General features: G+C 51.4%; 20 protein-coding genes. 7 read left to right on the forward strand and 13 right to left on the reverse strand.

Annotated features, from left to right (window positions below; translation table 11 throughout):
- Positions 1–24: 24 nt before the first annotated feature.
- Together uraH and AX755_RS01515 are read right to left on the reverse strand one after the other, a co-directional pair.
- Positions 25–435, reverse strand: a complete 411-nt coding sequence (gene uraH, locus AX755_RS01510) for a hydroxyisourate hydrolase (protein ID WP_013094857.1) — start codon at positions 433–435, stop codon at positions 25–27.
- Positions 436–534: 99 nt separating this feature from the next.
- Positions 535–1,260: a MerR family transcriptional regulator gene (locus AX755_RS01515; RefSeq protein ID WP_020686466.1), complete on the reverse strand. Its 726-nt coding sequence runs from the start codon at positions 1,258–1,260 to the stop codon at positions 535–537.
- A 117-nt stretch (positions 1,261–1,377) separates the two neighbouring features.
- Between AX755_RS01515 and AX755_RS01520 the strand changes: the two genes are divergently transcribed.
- Positions 1,378–1,902, forward strand: coding sequence for a lipocalin family protein (locus AX755_RS01520; RefSeq protein ID WP_020686467.1), 525 nt, complete (start codon positions 1,378–1,380; stop codon positions 1,900–1,902).
- Positions 1,903–1,905: 3 nt separating this feature from the next.
- On the opposite strand, the gene AX755_RS01525 is transcribed toward AX755_RS01520, so the two are convergent.
- From AX755_RS01525 to AX755_RS01550, 6 genes are read right to left on the reverse strand one after another with little or no spacing between them, the layout of a single operon-like run.
- Positions 1,906–2,916 (reverse strand): fimbrial protein, encoded by a 1,011-nt coding sequence (locus AX755_RS01525; RefSeq protein ID WP_062856182.1) that lies wholly within the window; start codon positions 2,914–2,916, stop codon positions 1,906–1,908.
- On the reverse strand, positions 2,916–3,431 hold the full coding sequence (locus tag AX755_RS01530) for a fimbrial protein (RefSeq protein ID WP_023621018.1): 516 nt from the start codon (positions 3,429–3,431) through the stop codon (positions 2,916–2,918). The genes AX755_RS01525 and AX755_RS01530 overlap by 1 nt, the downstream gene beginning before the upstream one ends.
- Complete coding sequence (locus AX755_RS01535) at positions 3,422–5,944, reverse strand: fimbria/pilus outer membrane usher protein (protein WP_062856177.1); 2,523 nt, start codon at positions 5,942–5,944, stop codon at positions 3,422–3,424. The genes AX755_RS01530 and AX755_RS01535 overlap by 10 nt, the downstream gene beginning before the upstream one ends.
- A gap of 23 nt (positions 5,945–5,967) precedes the next feature.
- A complete protein-coding gene (locus AX755_RS01540; protein WP_023621016.1) occupies positions 5,968–6,645 on the reverse strand; it encodes a fimbrial biogenesis chaperone in 678 nt (225 codons plus the stop codon).
- A gap of 53 nt (positions 6,646–6,698) precedes the next feature.
- Positions 6,699–7,283, reverse strand: coding sequence for a fimbrial protein (locus AX755_RS01545; protein ID WP_013094864.1), 585 nt, complete (start codon positions 7,281–7,283; stop codon positions 6,699–6,701).
- A gap of 52 nt (positions 7,284–7,335) precedes the next feature.
- Entirely contained in the window at positions 7,336–7,938 is a 603-nt protein-coding gene (locus tag AX755_RS01550) for a LuxR C-terminal-related transcriptional regulator (RefSeq protein WP_048972229.1), read from the reverse strand.
- A gap of 710 nt (positions 7,939–8,648) precedes the next feature.
- Here AX755_RS01550 and AX755_RS01555 point away from each other — a divergent pair.
- The 5 genes from AX755_RS01555 to AX755_RS01575 all read left to right on the forward strand — a co-directional run bounded on the left by AX755_RS01555 (position 8,649) and on the right by AX755_RS01575 (position 12,673).
- A complete protein-coding gene (locus AX755_RS01555) occupies positions 8,649–9,440 on the forward strand; it encodes a winged helix-turn-helix domain-containing protein (RefSeq protein ID WP_062856178.1) in 792 nt (263 codons plus the stop codon).
- 1 nt (position 9,441) lies between these two features.
- Entirely contained in the window at positions 9,442–9,924 is a 483-nt protein-coding gene (locus AX755_RS01560) for a hypothetical protein (RefSeq protein ID WP_013094867.1), read from the forward strand.
- A gap of 238 nt (positions 9,925–10,162) precedes the next feature.
- The gene (locus tag AX755_RS01565; protein ID WP_038982500.1) at positions 10,163–11,050 is read left to right on the forward strand and encodes a GlxA family transcriptional regulator; all 888 of its coding nucleotides are present in this window, start codon (positions 10,163–10,165) and stop codon (positions 11,048–11,050) included.
- An 85-nt stretch (positions 11,051–11,135) separates the two neighbouring features.
- Positions 11,136–12,134 carry a class I SAM-dependent methyltransferase gene (locus AX755_RS01570; protein ID WP_062856179.1) on the forward strand — a complete coding sequence of 333 codons (999 nt, stop codon included), beginning with the start codon at positions 11,136–11,138 and terminating at the stop codon, positions 12,132–12,134.
- A 101-nt stretch (positions 12,135–12,235) separates the two neighbouring features.
- Positions 12,236–12,673, forward strand: a complete 438-nt coding sequence (locus tag AX755_RS01575; RefSeq protein WP_062856180.1) for a GNAT family N-acetyltransferase — start codon at positions 12,236–12,238, stop codon at positions 12,671–12,673.
- Between the two features lie 38 nt (positions 12,674–12,711).
- Here the strand turns inward: AX755_RS01575 and AX755_RS01580 are convergent, their stop codons facing one another.
- The 4 genes from AX755_RS01580 to AX755_RS01595 all read right to left on the reverse strand — a co-directional run bounded on the left by AX755_RS01580 (position 12,712) and on the right by AX755_RS01595 (position 14,734).
- Positions 12,712–13,299, reverse strand: a complete 588-nt coding sequence (locus AX755_RS01580) for a hypothetical protein (RefSeq protein WP_224085143.1) — start codon at positions 13,297–13,299, stop codon at positions 12,712–12,714.
- Positions 13,296–13,661: a tlde1 domain-containing protein gene (locus AX755_RS01585; RefSeq protein ID WP_073971388.1), complete on the reverse strand. Its 366-nt coding sequence runs from the start codon at positions 13,659–13,661 to the stop codon at positions 13,296–13,298. The genes AX755_RS01580 and AX755_RS01585 overlap by 4 nt, the downstream gene beginning before the upstream one ends.
- A gap of 9 nt (positions 13,662–13,670) precedes the next feature.
- The gene (locus tag AX755_RS01590) at positions 13,671–14,156 is read right to left on the reverse strand and encodes an Hcp family type VI secretion system effector (protein WP_029881888.1); all 486 of its coding nucleotides are present in this window, start codon (positions 14,154–14,156) and stop codon (positions 13,671–13,673) included.
- Between the two features lie 281 nt (positions 14,157–14,437).
- Positions 14,438–14,734: a SymE family type I addiction module toxin gene (locus tag AX755_RS01595; protein WP_029881889.1), complete on the reverse strand. Its 297-nt coding sequence runs from the start codon at positions 14,732–14,734 to the stop codon at positions 14,438–14,440.
- 136 nt (positions 14,735–14,870) lie between these two features.
- Between AX755_RS01595 and AX755_RS24185 the strand changes: the two genes are divergently transcribed.
- A complete protein-coding gene (locus tag AX755_RS24185; protein WP_073971389.1) occupies positions 14,871–15,047 on the forward strand; it encodes a toxin-antitoxin system HicB family antitoxin in 177 nt (58 codons plus the stop codon).
- Positions 15,048–15,307: 260 nt separating this feature from the next.
- Here the strand turns inward: AX755_RS24185 and AX755_RS01600 are convergent, their stop codons facing one another.
- The gene (locus tag AX755_RS01600; protein ID WP_062856181.1) at positions 15,308–16,438 is read right to left on the reverse strand and encodes a HEPN domain-containing protein; all 1,131 of its coding nucleotides are present in this window, start codon (positions 16,436–16,438) and stop codon (positions 15,308–15,310) included.
- Between the last annotated feature and the right edge of the window lie 186 nt (positions 16,439–16,624).

The following is a 16,624-nucleotide window of genomic DNA, read 5'->3' on the forward strand; positions in this document are numbered from 1 at the left end:
ATTGCCGTTTAAAATCAACAGGTTTTAACTACCCTTGTAGGTTGAATAACCGTACTGGCTCAGCAGAAGTGGAATGTGCAGTTTCTCGTTGGTCCGGGTGACGGTAAACAGCACCGGCACTTCCGGGAAGAATGTCTCCAGCTTTTTAGCGTGGAAATAGTCTGCGGTTTTGAAGGTCACTTTATACACGCCAGGCTGCATGTCCTGTTCCTGGGGATAGAGCGATTTGATACGTCCGTCATGGTCGGTTTTGCCGCTGGCAACCGGGATCCATTTGTCCTGCTGCTGCTTTTCCAGGGTAACGGTGACATCCGATGGCGGCATGCCGGTTTGCTGGTCGAGAACGTGTACGCTCAGCGTGCCGGCAGGGGCACTGAAGGCGGCAGGGGCAAAAGCCATGGAGGCCAGGATCAGCAGAGGGGCAGTTTTTTTCATGTTGTTTTCCTGTGAAGTAGTCAGTCACAGGAAAACGTTAGCATCTGCGGCGCGGAAAAATATTCAACTTTTCGTGAAGATTCCCGCAGGAGAAAATCATTAGAGGATAATGACCTCAAGGGAAAGCTGCTGCTGCCACTGCGCCACCTGTTTTTTCCGCGCGGCGGTCAGTTTACCGCTGGTGACCAGCAGCCATTTGCGATCGGGAAATATCTCCGGTGCCAGCGTGGCAGGGGGCGTGGGTAACACGTCGATGCGGTGACCCTGACCGGTCCGCGACAAGGCTTCGAGCCAGATTTCACACGGGTCGTTCAGGTACCAGCCGCTGAGCAGAATGTTATCGCCCGGCGCTTTTTTATCGCCTTCGAGGCAAAACGAGGTGTAGGCGATGAGGATGCCGTCAAGGATCGCGCGCAGGGTCATGGCGGCGGCGACGTTGGCGGACACCTGGCTGCGCAGCGGACGTAGCACGTTGGTCACCAGCTCAGGTCTGGGGTATTCGCGGCCCGCGTCGTAAATCATCTGGCGCAGGGACTCGATTTTGCCCCCCTGCAGGCGTTCCAGCATGTTCTGCTGTAGCGTTTGCCAGTTGTTGGTCCGGCGGGGTACAGGGCGCTCAAGCAGGGGTTTTACCTGGCCAATGGGCACGCCTTTTTTCACCCAGTCGAGGATTTTCAGCGCCTGCTGAACGTCTTCATCGCTGTACTGGCGGTGGCCGCCCTCCGTGCGCTGTGGCTTGAGTAAACCATAACGACGCTGCCACGCCCGCAGCGTGGTGGCGGTGATGCCGCTAAGTCTGGCGAATTCGCCGATGGAGTAAGCCATGTCCATGTCCAGAGTGGAGGAATACTCTCAATATACTACGAATTTTTCAGAACGGGATGAAGCGCCGAAAGGGTGCACTACACTTAACATCCAACCGTGCAAATGAAAGGAATTCTCATGAAGCTATGGCCTGTTGTCACCGGGGTTGCCATTGCGCTGACCCTTGTAGCCTGTAAATCCCCCACGCCGCCGAAAGGCGTGCAGCCTGTTTCCGGTTTTGATGCCAGCCGCTATCTCGGCAAGTGGTATGAAGTCGCCCGCCTGGAGAACCGCTTTGAACGCGGGCTGGAGCAGGTGACGGCCACCTACGGCCAACGGAGCGATGGCGGAATCAGCGTGCTTAACCGGGGTTACGACCCGGTGAAGAACAAATGGAACGAGAGTGAAGGCAAAGCGTACTTTACCGGCGCGCCAACCACCGCCGCGCTGAAGGTTTCGTTCTTCGGCCCGTTCTACGGCGGCTATAACGTCATCAAGCTGGACGATAAGTACCAGTACGCGCTGGTCAGCGGCCCGAACCGCGACTACCTGTGGATTTTGTCGCGCACGCCAACCGTGCCGGACGCGGTGAAGCAGGATTACCTGAACACCGCGCGCAGTCTGGGCTTCCGGGTCGATCAGCTGGTGTGGGTAAAACATTAATCCCTACTGGTACGAGAACGTAATGCTTGCCAGCGCGTTCGCCGAGCCGGGGACCAGTTCGCCGGTTCGGATGTATTGCGCCTGGAACGGCAGCGACAGGGTTTGTGCCGCAGTGGTGCTCTGGATAAAGAACTGATTAGTTGTGCCCGCCGCCGAGCTGTCCGGCCCCATCATCAGCGGGCCGATGCCGTTATAGAAAAACTGCACCCCTACGCCGGACGCGGTGGAGTCGCCGGTCAGCGTCACCACCGACGAGGTGTTTGACGGCGTGGTCTGATCGGTCATCACCGCGCTCACCGCGACGTTCGCGTCACAGGTCAGGCTGACGTTAAACGCACCCGAAGGCGATGTACTGCCCACGGTGGCCAGCGTGCGGATATCGATCGTACCCAGATCGACGTTCGCGCTTTTGGTGCCCACCGTACAGCCGCTCGCCGTCACGGTGATGGTGGTGGGGTTAATGATGACCTTTGCCGTTTTGACCTCGTTGTTATAGGCGGTCACCACCGCAGCGTCGAGGGTAGGGATCTGGTAAACCCCTGACTTCAGTGCTGTCGCGGTCTTAATAAAGGTCACCTTGGCAGACCAGCCTAAACTGGTCGCATAACCATTGGTGCCCTCTGCAGGATAGCTTTGGGTAATACCGCTTTGCAGGGGTATCCAGGCCGAGCCGTTAAAATCTTTTAGTCCGATGATATACCCCACCCCCGGCACGCCGGTTTCAAAAATGGTGTAGTTCACCCCGTCGACGGTGACCGTTGTGCCGCTGGAGATCGCGCTGCTGCTCGGCTCCAGCGTGCCTTTGGAGCAGGTAAAGACCCAGCCGCACCAGAACACTTCCTGTACGCTGACGGAGGCGCTCCAGGTGGAGCCGATAATGCTCCCCGGCACCACCGAATCTGCCGGGCCGCTGTAGGTCATCGGCTGCGGGGAGAGGGTGATATCTGATTTCCATTCCATCGCCTGTGCGCTGGCGCAGAGCAGTAATCCGCTAATAAACAAGAATAAACGCATCATTGATACTCCGTGGTCCAGGTGGCAAAAGCGGAGACGTCTCCGGCATTCACCGGCGCGCCCGTGGCGGCCAGCCGAGCGTAGAAGGTCATCTCTACGCTGTCATCGCCCGGCGTGCCCCGGGCGGTGGTTTGCGTGTCGAGGGGGATCAGCCCGCCGTCTTTATCGAGTATCTGCACCGCCACGCCGGTGGCGCCGCCGTCGGCAATTTTCACCAGCTGCGGGTTGTCGTTATCCGGCGTGCCGCTGAAGCGGATTTTGACCCCGGCAAAGGTTGGCCCGCACGCTTCAAGCCTGATCGTGAAGGGCGTTTTGATATTGCTGACCGCGCCTGCACGGGGGAATTGTTTAATCCCGATGGTGCCCAGCGGAACGTCCTGCTCTTTAGAGTCCGCCGCCACAACGCAGGTGTTGCCGATCAAATTCCCGGTGACGGAAACCAGCACGTCATAGCCGCGAACCGGGAACGTGAAGATCAGCAAAGCGATGCTGAACGTCCGAAGCGTTACTGACATACCACCTCCTGTGAATAGAGCCCGGTGCGGGCGTTATAGCTCTGCTTGTTCAACGCGTAGTTGATGGTGCAGCGCTGGTCGCTGTTGCGCCCCCATACGGCACTCAACGTGCCCTGCTCGGTTAACCCCGACAAATACAGGCTGCCGCCGTCGCCGACGATGCCGCTGGTTTTGTCATCGTTCAGTGAGACCAGCGTGCCGAAGGGCAGCACGTCGTTGCCGCGGCGCACGACAAACATCGCTTTTTTCCCCTGGCGTGTGACAAGGGTGGCGCGAACCAGCGCGCCGTCGGTCGGCGTTTTGTTGACGATGGCATTCTCCAGCTCCACGTCATTACCTGCGGTTGTGACATCCAGCGCGACCTGGTTCACGCGGTACGGCGTGGCGTAGGGGATCACCGCGTAGCCCCGGCTGTCGGTTTTGATACCCTTGTGGTTAAGCACGGCAACGTCACTGGCGCCCGGGGCTTTCACCAGAATGTTGGTGTTGCCGAGCGGCTGGCTCAGCGTCAGACCATCTTCATGCAGCACCGCGCCGCCGCTCATCCCGTAGCTGAGGTTGCGGGAATCGCGGGTATAGCTGTAGCCCAGGTTGTAGTCTCCTTTTGCGCCTTCGTATTGCAGCGTGGCGTCGCCGCCGTAGTGCTGCTGCGCGCTATAGCGCTGGTTGACGCTGTAAAACAGGTTCTCCTGGCCCGGCAGATAACCGCTCACGCCGGTACTGGCCGTAGTGCCGGTTGAATCCGCATGGGTGGTGGTAAAGCGGGCGCGGGTCGACAGCGCCGGGTTGCCCAGCGGCACCGAAAGTGACATCGCCAGCACGTTATCTTTTTTGTCGTCATACAGGCTAGAGCTGCGCTGAACGCTGACGCCAAGCGACACGTTACGAAACGTGGCATTCCACGCGAACTGCAAACTTTGCGTGGTTTTCGACGTGTTCCAGTAGGTTTGCTGATCCCACGACAGCGACAGCGAACCGTATTGCCCCATCGGCTGTGACAGCAGCAGCTGGTTTTTGGCCTTACGCGACATGCGCAGGTTATATACCGTGTCGTAGTGGGTGGTGACGGTGCCATCGTCTTCCACAATCTGCTTTGGGGATCCGCCCGCCATGCCCTTGTACGTGGTATCGCTCAGGGTATAAAACCCTTTCGTTGAGTAGCGCAGCGAGAAAAAATTAACCCGCGTGCCGATATCATTCAGCAGCTTGCTGTAACGCAGGCGCACGGAATCGCCGGTGTAGTGCTGGTCGTCCGCCAGCTGGCTGCGGGCGTGGGTCAGGTCGATGGAATACGCGCCAAAGCGCCCCAGGTTCTGCCCAATCCCGAAGGCCAGACCGTTATAGCGATCGGCAAACTGCGCCCCACCGAAAAACGTCAGGCCATAACGCCAGCCGTAGAACAGCTCGCCCTGCGCGAAAGAGGGCGCATCCTGATGGCCCATCGGACGATATTTCCCTGCTCCCAGGGCATATTTCAGCTGTCCGTTACGCACCAGGTTTGGCACGCTGGCATACGGAAGCGTGTACTGCGCCTGGCTGCCGTCGTTCTCCTGGATTGTGACCGCGAGATCGCCCCCGGAAGAGGTCGGGTAGAGATCTTTCAGCACAAACGCCCCCGGCGGCACTGAGGTTTGATAAATGATGTTGCCGTTCTGGCGAACCGTCACCGTGGCGTTGCTGCGGGCGATGCCGCGCACTTCCGGCGCATAGCCGCTCAGGCTGGCAGGCAGCATATTGTCATCGGTTTTCAGGGCAATGCCGCGCAGGCCCACGGCGTCGAACACCTGGGCGGAGGTATACGTTTCCCCGGCGTAAACCTGCGCGTTCAGGGCGGGAATATCCCGCTGCAGCCAGGTCTGCACGTGGGTGAGTTCGTTAGTATCTTTGGTCCACGTGGTGAAATCACGCAGCCGCCACGCGCCGAGATTGATGCCGCTGTTCAGGCTCGCAAACAGCTGCTGGTCGCGCGTGCGCGTCTCGCCCTGATAGTCATTGTTCGAGCCGTTTACCACATAGTTCAGCCACGCGGCAGGAATGCCCGCTTCCCAGCTTTCCGGGCTGACATACCCGCGCGGCAAATTGCGCATTGCGCTCTGCGGTACGGTGAAGCTGAGGGAGAGCGTCTGCTGGTCAAAATCAAACCGGGTATCGGCAAACGCCTCCGTCAGAAAAATGCAGCGCTGCGCGAGCGGCAGTGCGCCGCCTTTCGCCTGCTGGCTGTCGATGCCCAGCGCCGCGATCTGTTCAGGCGTGAGGCATGGCAGGGCTTCCCCTGTATTTTCAGCGGTGCGGAACATGACATTGCCGGTGAACGCATAGTTGTTATTGATATACACGTTGAGGTTGTGATCGCCCGGCGGCAATGCGCTCCCGGCGTTGACCCAGGCGAGATCGGCGCTGTTGGCGCTCTCACCGTTGAGGAACGCAGGGTTAAATTGCAACGCGCTTTCAGCCGCCATGGCCTGCCGAATTACCAGGGAGATCACCGTGGCACACAGGATTTTTCTTTTCACGTGGTCACGCCTCACAGTCGGGATTATTGGGACAATGCCGCGCGTGTCGCGGGCGTCCATGCGCCGTAATCGTTAATGGTCTGGTAGCTCACGCTGCTGGCGTGGCTGAAGGTTTCGCCCAGCGTTACGCTGGATTTCGGCGGCACCATCACCGGCTGTACCGGCATGCCATCGATTTTCAGGTTGATGGTGGTGAGGTAGTACGGCGTTGGGTTGCTGAGCGTGACCTTTCCGCCGCGATAGGCTCCGGTCAGGCTTTTCCAGGCGTCCCCTGCGCCTTGCCCAAGGCTCTCCGGGCGATAAAACACCTTGATGCGGTTTGCCGAAGCAAACTGCAGCGAATTGCCGGAACCGCTTTTGGTCTGCTGCGGGATGGCTTTCACCGTCATCCAGTAGAGCGTTTCGCGATCCTCTGGCAGGGCTTTACCGTTAAACATGATTTTCACCGCGCTTTCGCTGGCCGGTTTCATGACGAACAGTGGCGGCGTAATAACGAAGTCGTTGGTTTTTTGCCCTTTTTCGTTTTCCATCCATGACTGGATCAGGAACGTGGCGTCGGGATGCGTGTTCCTGACCTGCAGCATGGACTGGTTGGTAGTGCTGGAGTAAACCATTCGCGTGGCGCCCAGCCCTACGCCGCCTGCATATGCGGCGGATGAACATAATGAAATAGCCAGACAGATCCCTGCTTTTGCGCGCATGGTGCGTCTCCTTAAAGCTGAGTCAGGCCCGGCCAGCGAACCGGGCCTGAAAATTACGAGTAGGTAACGGTGTAGGTTGCAACCGCGCTGGCATCACCCGCCGTGGCGTTGCCCTGCGGTGAGTAATATTTCGCGCTGAAGTTCAGGGTGTTGGCTCCCGCACGCAGAGGAATGGCGGCGGCAGGTTCACCCAGCTTCACCACTTTGCCCTGCTCGTCGTACAGGCGAATCGCAACATGCTGCGCCGAGTTAGCGCCGCCGTTTGCGCCAACGGCCAGGCTGTTGGCATCGGCCGCATCCGGCGTACCGGTAAAGGTCACGGCCACGGTGGTGGCGGCAATCGGGTTGTCTTCCGTTGAGGCGGAGGTATCGGCGATTTCGCAATCTTCCAGGGTGATGGAGAAGGCTTTCGCGGTGCTGGCTTCGCTGCCTGCTGCGGCCAGCGTGGCGGTACGCACTTCGCCCATGTCGACATCAATGTTGGCGCTGCCAGCACTGATGGCGCAGGCCGAGGTCACCACCTTGCCGCTGAAGTTCACCGTGCCGCCGCTGGTGGTTGCAGCGAACGCCGACCCTGCTGGCAGTACTGCCGCAACGGCGACGGCAAGCAGTGTTTTCGTTTTAAATTGAGCTTTCATTGTCCTGATTCCATGTTGTCGTTATGTCGGGTTGTGCTCTTGGTCGACAGATCTAACTGGTTAAAAAGACCAGCAAATCTGTCTTATTTCTGAGCCCAAGTTTTCTTATCGCTGAGCTTTTTAACGCGCTGACGCGGCGGTAAGAAAGCTGCTCTGTTTCGGCGATATAACGCATATCCAGACCTTTTCGCAGATCCTTCAATACTCGCCATTCGCCCGGCGTCAGCGATAACGCCGTGGGTTTCTTTTTTGGGCGATATCGGCTATCGACCATTTTTAATAAGCTGGCTCGCCAGTGATAAAGTGGCTCCTGCAGCGAGATATAGGCATCTATATCGCCGCGTATCCACAGCCAGGAATTGGCTGGCGCGGAATACATACAAATAAGGACGTCAGGCTGGCGGGATTTGATGTTTTTTATATATTTCAGGCAATCAAATCCCGCGTGATACTTTTCCGTGCCGGATAAAAAAATGACATCAACGGGGGTGGTTAAACACACGGTTTCCATTAATGAATAATCATCGCTTGATGCTATTATCTGTATTTCAGGAACCATGTTTTTTAATACCGCGGCGATCCCCTGACGTGAAAAGTGATCGCCTCCCAACAGTGCGGTTGTTAAATGACGTTTATTTCCGGTTTTATTCGCCATGTTATTCCCTCGATTTATAATTGTAATGAGGCTCGCCCGTCTGGCAGAACGATGCCTGTATTTTCGAAGCAATTAAGCATTGCACGGTATGGAGTCACTATACGGATAGTGCGAAACAGGTAATCTGAATTAATCTTAATTTGTATTAAGTTGAGCTAAACGGATTTCTTCATTATCTCCCTGCCGTACCGGCTGCCTCATATTTGCCTGTAATTAATCATACCGACACTTTTTAATGAAAAGTTGGCTTTACTAAATGTTTTGTAAGGAAATTGTCTGGTGATGTCAGTTATTCCGCCTTGTTACTTACTTCTGATAACAATTTCAGGGTGAAACTGTTAATTATGACGGGTCTTTTAGACGAGTTTGAGATGACTGAAATTACCTACAGGCCGCGTCTTGTCTGGTTTCATCGGAAAAAGTGAATAAAGGTCTCTGAATAATTCAGACACGGATGGCCGAAGCGTTCAATTCGCCGTTTTGTCGAGTTTTGTCAGTGTCAAGTCCGCGTGGGGAAAGGTAGCATGAGGCATTTTCAGGTGCTTTGCCAGATCTCATATGGCCAAAAAGGCAGTTAAGAGAACTTCAGATAAGCGGTTAAGAAAAAATAAAAATAAGATTTTTCGCCAGGCGCCAGGATATACAGACGCGGGTTTATCGGTCACATTAATCCTTAAACCGGCGTTTACAGGAGGTATTTAACGAGTCTTATGCATAAGTATTATATCATTAATGGCATCGTCGAGTTTCATCCTGCGGCCAGCACATTACGCGACCTCAATAATCCTGAACAGGTGGTGGTATTAAACTCGCCTGCCGGACGTTGTTTGCTGTTATTGATTGAAAGAGCCGGGAGTATTGTCACTCAACAGGAGTGTATGGACATTGTCTGGCAGCGTCGGGGAATGATGGTGTCGCCGAATACCTATTACCAGAATATCTCTATTCTGCGTAAGGGGCTGAAAAAAGCCGGGTTTGAAACCGATCCAATCGTCACGATCCCCCGTATTGGCCTGACGCTGGCAAGCGATACGCAAATTACGATTAAAGAGGCGCAGTTGCCCTCGGCAGAGCCAGAAGTGCCGGTCCAGACCGTTCAGGAAGAGGCTGGCGTACCGCAGCCCGTGGCTCCTGTCACTCCCGTTGCTCCGGTTGCGAAACGTCGCTTCTGGCTGGTGGGCGCACTGCTGGCGCTGCTGTTAATCATTAGCGTGAGCGTCATCAGCTATAGCCGGCCGCATGACAACTATTTTGTGGACGGTTACCGCTTCACGACAATGATGGGAGAGTGTCGGCTCTATTTTGCCCGCGATATCGAGACGCCGCAGGACAGGGAAAAAGCGCTGGCCTATGCTGCGCCATTTAAAGATGAATGCAGCAGTTATCCCTGGATCTATATCAGTGGATATAGCCTGTTGCCGCGTGCTTCGGTGATCCGCTGCGACCGGGCAATGACGGAACCAAACCGTTGTATGTCAGATTACTTTATTCAGGATCATTAATATGGCTCGTTACCGTCAAACGCTGTTAACGCTCTGTCTGTGCCTGCTGGTGGGGGCGTTAGCCGCTGGCTATTATCTGTGGCAGCGTTATTACATTCACCCTTTTGCCTGTCAGGTGAACTTTATTCAGCACCATCCTGAAGAGACACTGACCCTGTGGCTAAATTATACGGTGGACGGTAACAACGGCACGCTCAGCATGAACGGTCGGGTGAAGAGCGATCCGGGTAAGACCTTTAATCGTAAAATATTCTTTCAGGTAGAGCGCAAAGATAATGTCTATTACATGCGATCTGTCCGCAATATCAAATTCCCCGATGATGACGTGAGCGACAGCTGGCTGGAGAAGTACGAACCGTTATTTTTCATCTACCCCAACGAGAGTATTTATATGCGAATTAAGAAACAGCAGAATGATAATTATTTATTCATTCTGGGGACGTTACCGACCTATGTGTGCCATCCCTCAAAAACGGAGGGCTGAACGGGAAAAGCGTTGCTGTTTTGTGGTCATCATTTATACTTTATTGAACCGCTAAGAAATATCTTAGAGTAATATAAGAGCAACACAATATGTTGCGATAATGTAATTAATATTTTTTGGCAAGGTAATGAAAACTTTAACTGATGACTCATGCAGGCGTGGTTCTGCACGAAATAAACCCCTGCATATCGGTTTATTTCTGTGGCCCCATTTTTCGTTATTAGCCCTATCGGGGTTAATGGAGGCGTTACGTACGGCGTCCTGTGTACAAAAATCCAGACAGAAAATCGCGTTCAAACTCAGTCTGATAAGCACCCGGGCGGAATTGCCCATCACCAGCAGCGCCGGCATTAGCGTGCAGCCTGAAGCCGCGCATCTTACTCCGGGGGAATACGACTATATTGCCGTGATTGGCGGAAGCCTGGAGGATCTGGATAAGGGACTCCCGGACGACCGGGCATTTCTTGCAGAGGCGCATCACAATGCCATTCCGCTGATCGGTATTGGCACCGGGAGCTTTATCCTGGCGGAAGAGGGGATCCTCAATGAACGGCGCGCCTCGATCCATCCTTATCATCATGACGTCTTCACGCAACGGTTTCCGCAGGTTTATGCCGAGCAGGGGCTGGATTTTATCGATGAAGGCGATGTGCTGACCTGCCCGGGCGGGATCTCGACGCTGACGCTAACCACGGCGCTGATTCGCGCCCATGCGGGCGACGATATTGCCGCCACCACGTCACGGCGTTTATCGCTCTCACCGCACGCTGTTACTACCCCGCGGCCTGCCAATATTGCGCTGATCCCGGACTCGCGGCTGCGCAGAGCGGTCATGATCATCGAACAGTACCTGACACGCCCGCTTAGCGCCGCCGGGCTGGCCCAGGACGTCAAGCTGAGCGAGCGTCAGCTTAATCGCCTGTTTCACGCCGAGTTTGGTAAAACGGCACGTGAATTTATCCGCAGCGCCAGACTGCGCTATGCCTGCTGGCTGTTGAAGAACTCGCAGCAAAGCGTCACGGACATTGCGCGGCGGATGGGCTTTAGCGACTGCGCCCATTTTATTCGTCATTTCCAGCTTGAGTACGGCTGTACGCCTGGGGTGTGGCGCACGTCGCAGAGCTAATGCCCCGATTTCGTGCTTTCTTCGTAGGGTATTACTGGTTTGCCTGGATACACTTCCGTTAAAAGCCCAACGGGGGGACGATGACATGAACTGGCAGCCTTTTCGCGGCAGCGCACCGGGAAATATGACCATTTTCAGCGCCTCATTTCCTGATGTCAGCGACCAGTGGCCGATGAAAGACGAGACTGCCCGGGAGATCAACGCGCTTAACCAGGCGCTGAAAGCCGACCCGGCGCTTCGCCCTCCGCTGATTGAATACGAAGAGGGCGGGCAGGCGGTGCTTGTCCCGCAGAACCGTTACTCCGAACAGGCTTTTCGCAACCGGCCTGCGCTTCTCGCGTGGCGCGCCCGGCTGGTTCCCACTGCGCTGGCGCTGTTTGTGGTGCAAAATCCGCTGGAGGACCGCCTCCCCGAAGGCACGAAAATGGACAGCGACAGCCGCCAGTGGTTTATTCACGCTAACGACGCCATCGGCGTGCGCTCCCGCGCAAAAGTGCTGGCTGCGCTGGTAGAGAAGTACATCCATAACGAGAGCGAGAACAACTGGGTGAGCCTGGCCAGCGGGGCGGCCATTCCCGTGCTTGAGGCGCTGCGCAACGCAAAGCTCGACGGCCAACAGGTGTACCTGACGCTGGTAGATAAAGACCCCGTCGCGCTGAGCTGGGCCGAGACCATGGCCGCGCAGGAGGGGCTGGTTGTGGGCGAACAGCTGACGCTGCTCAGGCGCAACCTGCTGCATACGCTGGTGCGTAACGACGATTTACTGCTGGAGCTGGGCGAGCATCAGGCCGAACTGGTCGACGCGCTGGGCATATTTGAGTACTTCAGCGATACCGATGCGGTGACTTTCCTGCAGCGCGCGCTGCGGCTGGTGAAGCCCGGCGGGGCGGTGATTGTGTCGAATATGCTGACCAGCAGCCCGCAGATCGACTTTGTGCTGCGCGGTATTGGCTGGGAGGACATCCATCCCAGGTCGTTGCAGCAATTGCAGGATATCCACCTCGCGGCGGGCGTGCCGGTGGAGAATGTCACCGTGGTGGTGCCAAAGGATGGGGTGTACGCGGTGATGGAGGTGAAGGTTTAGCGCGATCGGTTCTCTCTCCCCGTGGGAAAGGGCTAGGGTGAGGGGGAGCAGCACGCACAGAGTGACTTGAATTAGTTCGGTTTTCCAAACATGATCCCCTCATGAAAATAGAAACCGCACATCCCCCACACTTCGAACGCCTGGTCGCAATCTGGGAATCTTCCGTTCGCGCTACCCATCACTTTTTACAGGAAAGCGATATCGCGGCTCTGCGCCCGCTATTGCTCAACGCGTATCTGCCAAACCTCACCGTCGTGATGGCCCGCGATGATGCAGGTATTATCCACGGCTTTTTAGGCGTGAATGAAAACCGCATTGAAATGCTGTTTGTTGATGATGCGAGCCGGGGAAAGGGCGTGGGGAAATTACTGCTGCACTATGCCATCGCAGAGTTTGGCGTAAACGAAGTGGATGTGAATGAGCAAAACCCGCAGGGCGTCGCGTTTTATCGCCATATGGGGTTTGTGCAGGTCGGCCGCTCAGAGGTTGATGGGCAGGGGAATCCGTTTCCGTTGCTGCATATGCGGTTGGCTGAGTAGCCTTGACTCCCTCTTCCTGAGAAGAGGGAGCCTGCAAGCTAGTTACTGGTAATTTGCCCGATGATTACGCCATGCATTTTTTCGCCATTGAAGTAATAAGAGACTGTATTGCTCTGGGTGAATCCATTCTGTACTGGCGTCTCCTGATAAAATAGCATCGCGTTGTTTTTGGCGATCTCTTTCTTGCCGAACACTTTGACCAAATTCTCATGAGTCGCATTTAACAATGGAACATTAGCGACTGATACGCTGACATGCTCCGTTGTTTTTGCACACTCTTTATGGACGCCATCCCGGGCAATAGCTAGTGCAGTCAGCAATCCTGCACCCATTTCGTTATCTGAAATGAACCAGTAATTCGTACCATCATCGTCATGAAGGCAGACCCAGCGTGCGGAACTGCCTTTCTTAACAGGAGTTTTGGCTATATCTGATAGGTGAGTTACCTCCATCTGAACGATTTTCATACCGATAGTGATAGTGGGAGATAGGGGCATTGTTGTTGAAATTTCCGTCAGCGTTCCGTCTTCGTCGTCATACTGGGTTGCGAAGCCAGTCATTTCAGTTGCTAAGACATGCGGACTGACTGCAACCAGTAATGGTAATAAACAAAATAAACGCTTCATTTGACAATCAGTACCGTATCGTTGCTTTTCCAGATACTCCTCCGGGCACTCAGAGGAGCAATGATGCAACCTTCTGAAGAATCATCCGGGTGCAAACTGCTTTTACCATGAATTTTAAATGCATCCCTACCGCACATATCATTTGTCGAGTATGGCGTAAGGCTGAGAGTATATTTTCCAGTATGCGCTGAATTATGGGGTGAACCAATTGTGTAGGTTCCTCTGGGAAGAGGTCCGCTGTTTTTGACACATTCTTGCGAAGGATCGTTTTTGTAACCACTTGCTCCTGCATAATCCGCATCAAACTGATATACACCATTTAGGCAAAATTTGTGCTCTTTTACATCATATTCCCAGGACATACTTTCTCCCTAAGCGCGCTCTTTCCATGTGTCAGTATGTATAATGTTTCCATCAATGTAGTGCCATGTTATTTTTTCATATGTTAAATCTACATATTCATGGTGTGTATAGCGTTCATTACGTGGGTGTTTAATATCAAACATAATAGGTTCAATTTGTACCACTCTTGCATTTTCTAAAATAGTCTTAAAGTAAGCCTCCTCTAGCCCATTATAGTTGATCCTGTAAAATATAAATTCTGCCTTTTTTAGCGTTTGTCCTGTGCTCAAGGCTTTGTATAGATAAGAGGATGAGGAATCAATTTCTTTCATGAATGCATAGGTACTACAAATACGTTTTGCTGTTATTTTTCCGGAAAATTTATCAATAGGTTGTTCGACAGAATGCATAAACTCAATCACTTCTATTGAACCTTCGCGATTTTTTACGTCGACAGACCCTTTAATTTTTCGGCCTGTATCATCCTCAAGCCATAAGTAAACAGGTATAGCCATCTCAATCTCCTTCGATAGATTGAGCCAAAATACTCTGCATTGTTTCCTTAAAATGTGATTTTCATCGGAAAAAGAGATATGAATAAACTATTGATAATGTAGGAGGAACTTATTGTTCCTAAGTATTAATATTTTGTATAAATCCCTTTAATAAAGAACTTGTAAGCCCGTGTTACAAGTTGGGTAAGATCCTTTTTAAATATTGTGGGCAATAACTGGCATTACATAAATTTTGTTATGCTGGCTGCCTTGACGCAGCCAGATGGGTTATAGGGGAAACGTTATGATAATTGCAGACTCGCTAGCGTATTCTCGATCTGGGATAACTTTGCTTTTGTACGTTTGTAATCATTCTGCAACCTCTGCTCCTGCTCGTTATATGCCACCAGAACAATGCACCCTTTCATCACTTTGACGGTCACCTGATGTCCGGTTTCAAACCCTGCCGCGCGTGGCCATTTGCCAGACAAAATGATATTGGGCGTGGATTTGTCGAAAACATTCGAGCGGTATCCCACAATTAACGAACGCTCGGTTCCGGATTGGTCGGTGTCTGGGGTAGAATGCGAATCAGCCATAATCAACTTCTTGATAGTTGGTGAGGTTAGCTCTCGTCCGGTATTGCGAGTACCTGGCGAGGGCGTTTTAATTTGAGGTTGTCGTATGTTAAGGTACGTACCTCATTGAAGATATCTTGCTCTTATAGGTACGTACATGTCAACAGCTAAACGCGACCCTAACAAATCTAAATCAGGAAAAGCACCAACTTTTCAGATTCGTATTACACCGGAGTTGAAAGCACAGTTTGAAGAGGCGGCGAAAGAAGAGGGTATGAGTTTGGGGAATTGGCTTAAATCATTAGGACGAAAAGAGTTAGAAAAAAATAGATAATTACAAGGCAATAAATTTATTTTATTGCCTTGTTAGTATATTAATTAATTTCATGCAAAATATAAACAGAAGTAGCTTCTATAAAATCATCTTGCTCAATAGTATGTATATGTAATCTACCAGCATATTTTGACATGTATTCCCCATCAACGTATTTTGTAATTTCATTATCGATATAATCACAAGTGTTATCATATTTCTCGTATGAGGTATGTATTTGTTTATTAAGTTCGTTTGTTAATCTTTCATCATAAATAAACTCACCTGTTTTTTTTACTAATTATTATTAAATCGTTTGATTTTTTTGAAGTGTTTTTTAGTTGTTCAAAATTCTCTTCGGATAATATCAGTGTTTGTGTATCACCTATTATTTTATGAAGCCACTTTTTGCTTGGCACTGAATTTAATAAAATAGGATTGAACGAACGCAATGCTGAATCAGCATAAGTGTTATCACTGATGCCTAAATCTTTTAACGCAAGATAATTTAATAGTATTATTAATCTTTTTTTTAGTATTATCAAAACCGAAATATCATCAAGGACATCTAGCTTATCTGGATCGCTGTGCGCAACACCATTACGTATAGTTAGTAACCGTTCAAACTGGGCTAAAGATAATGATATAAATCTATTAATATTATGTGATACATCATTCATTTGCGCGATATATCTTTTTTTAAAGCTATTTAAATGTTTTTTATTAAATTTCAAGCTAAGGTAATAATCAAATATACTTATAAACCCTAGGAAATCATATTCCCAGTAACTATTATAGGATAACATCCCATAAAATCTCGCCCATATCTTATCAAAGTTTATGTTTTTATATGAGTTGTTAATGATATTAAACCAAGTATCCGAATTGATCTGTTTCAAGTTAATCATTGAATGATGCCATTCAATTTTTTTGATTGAGCATTGTTTTATCGATGGAAAGTAGATACAATAACGTTTGTTCTTATGGACAATCCACGCGAAATTTATGTGAAGCTGTATCAAAGTTAAAAGTGTAAATAACAAGCATATGTGGCGAGACTCTTTTATCACTTCCTCATAATTTAAACTGTGTTTAGCCTTTATGCTTATAATATGTCTCTGAGTAAGTCTTGTTATAACATCTTTCTCGTGGGAAATGCTTGACCAGCAGACCCAATCATCCGATACTGATTTTATTGAATCGTTATCGGCTACATCCACCTCGAAGTTAGATTGATTTATTGGACTAATGAAAGTATCTTCTTCAAATTTGTTACTAAAATGACCATCGTGAAGAATTATATTTAATTGGTTGATGCTTATTTCTATTTCATCGAAAGTCGTTAAATCGGCAGGTTTGTTTTTAATAATGAATTTAGGGAATATTTTTGTTCCAATTTTATTACATCCCATTAATGTGTAGATATCATATCCACACTTACACTCGATAGTTTCATTACATTCATTATTTAGTGATAGAAAAATATCATTTACAATCAACTCAAGATAAGCTGGTGTGATCTTGACCCGCCATTTCCGGACAGCTTTTGTATCTTAAGTTAACGATGCCCGCTGCCGCCGGTATTCTCTCGGAGAGTG

Origin of the sequence: Enterobacter sp. SENG-6, assembly GCF_001605945.1 — a bacterium.
Lineage (GTDB): Bacteria > Pseudomonadota > Gammaproteobacteria > Enterobacterales > Enterobacteriaceae > Enterobacter > Enterobacter cloacae.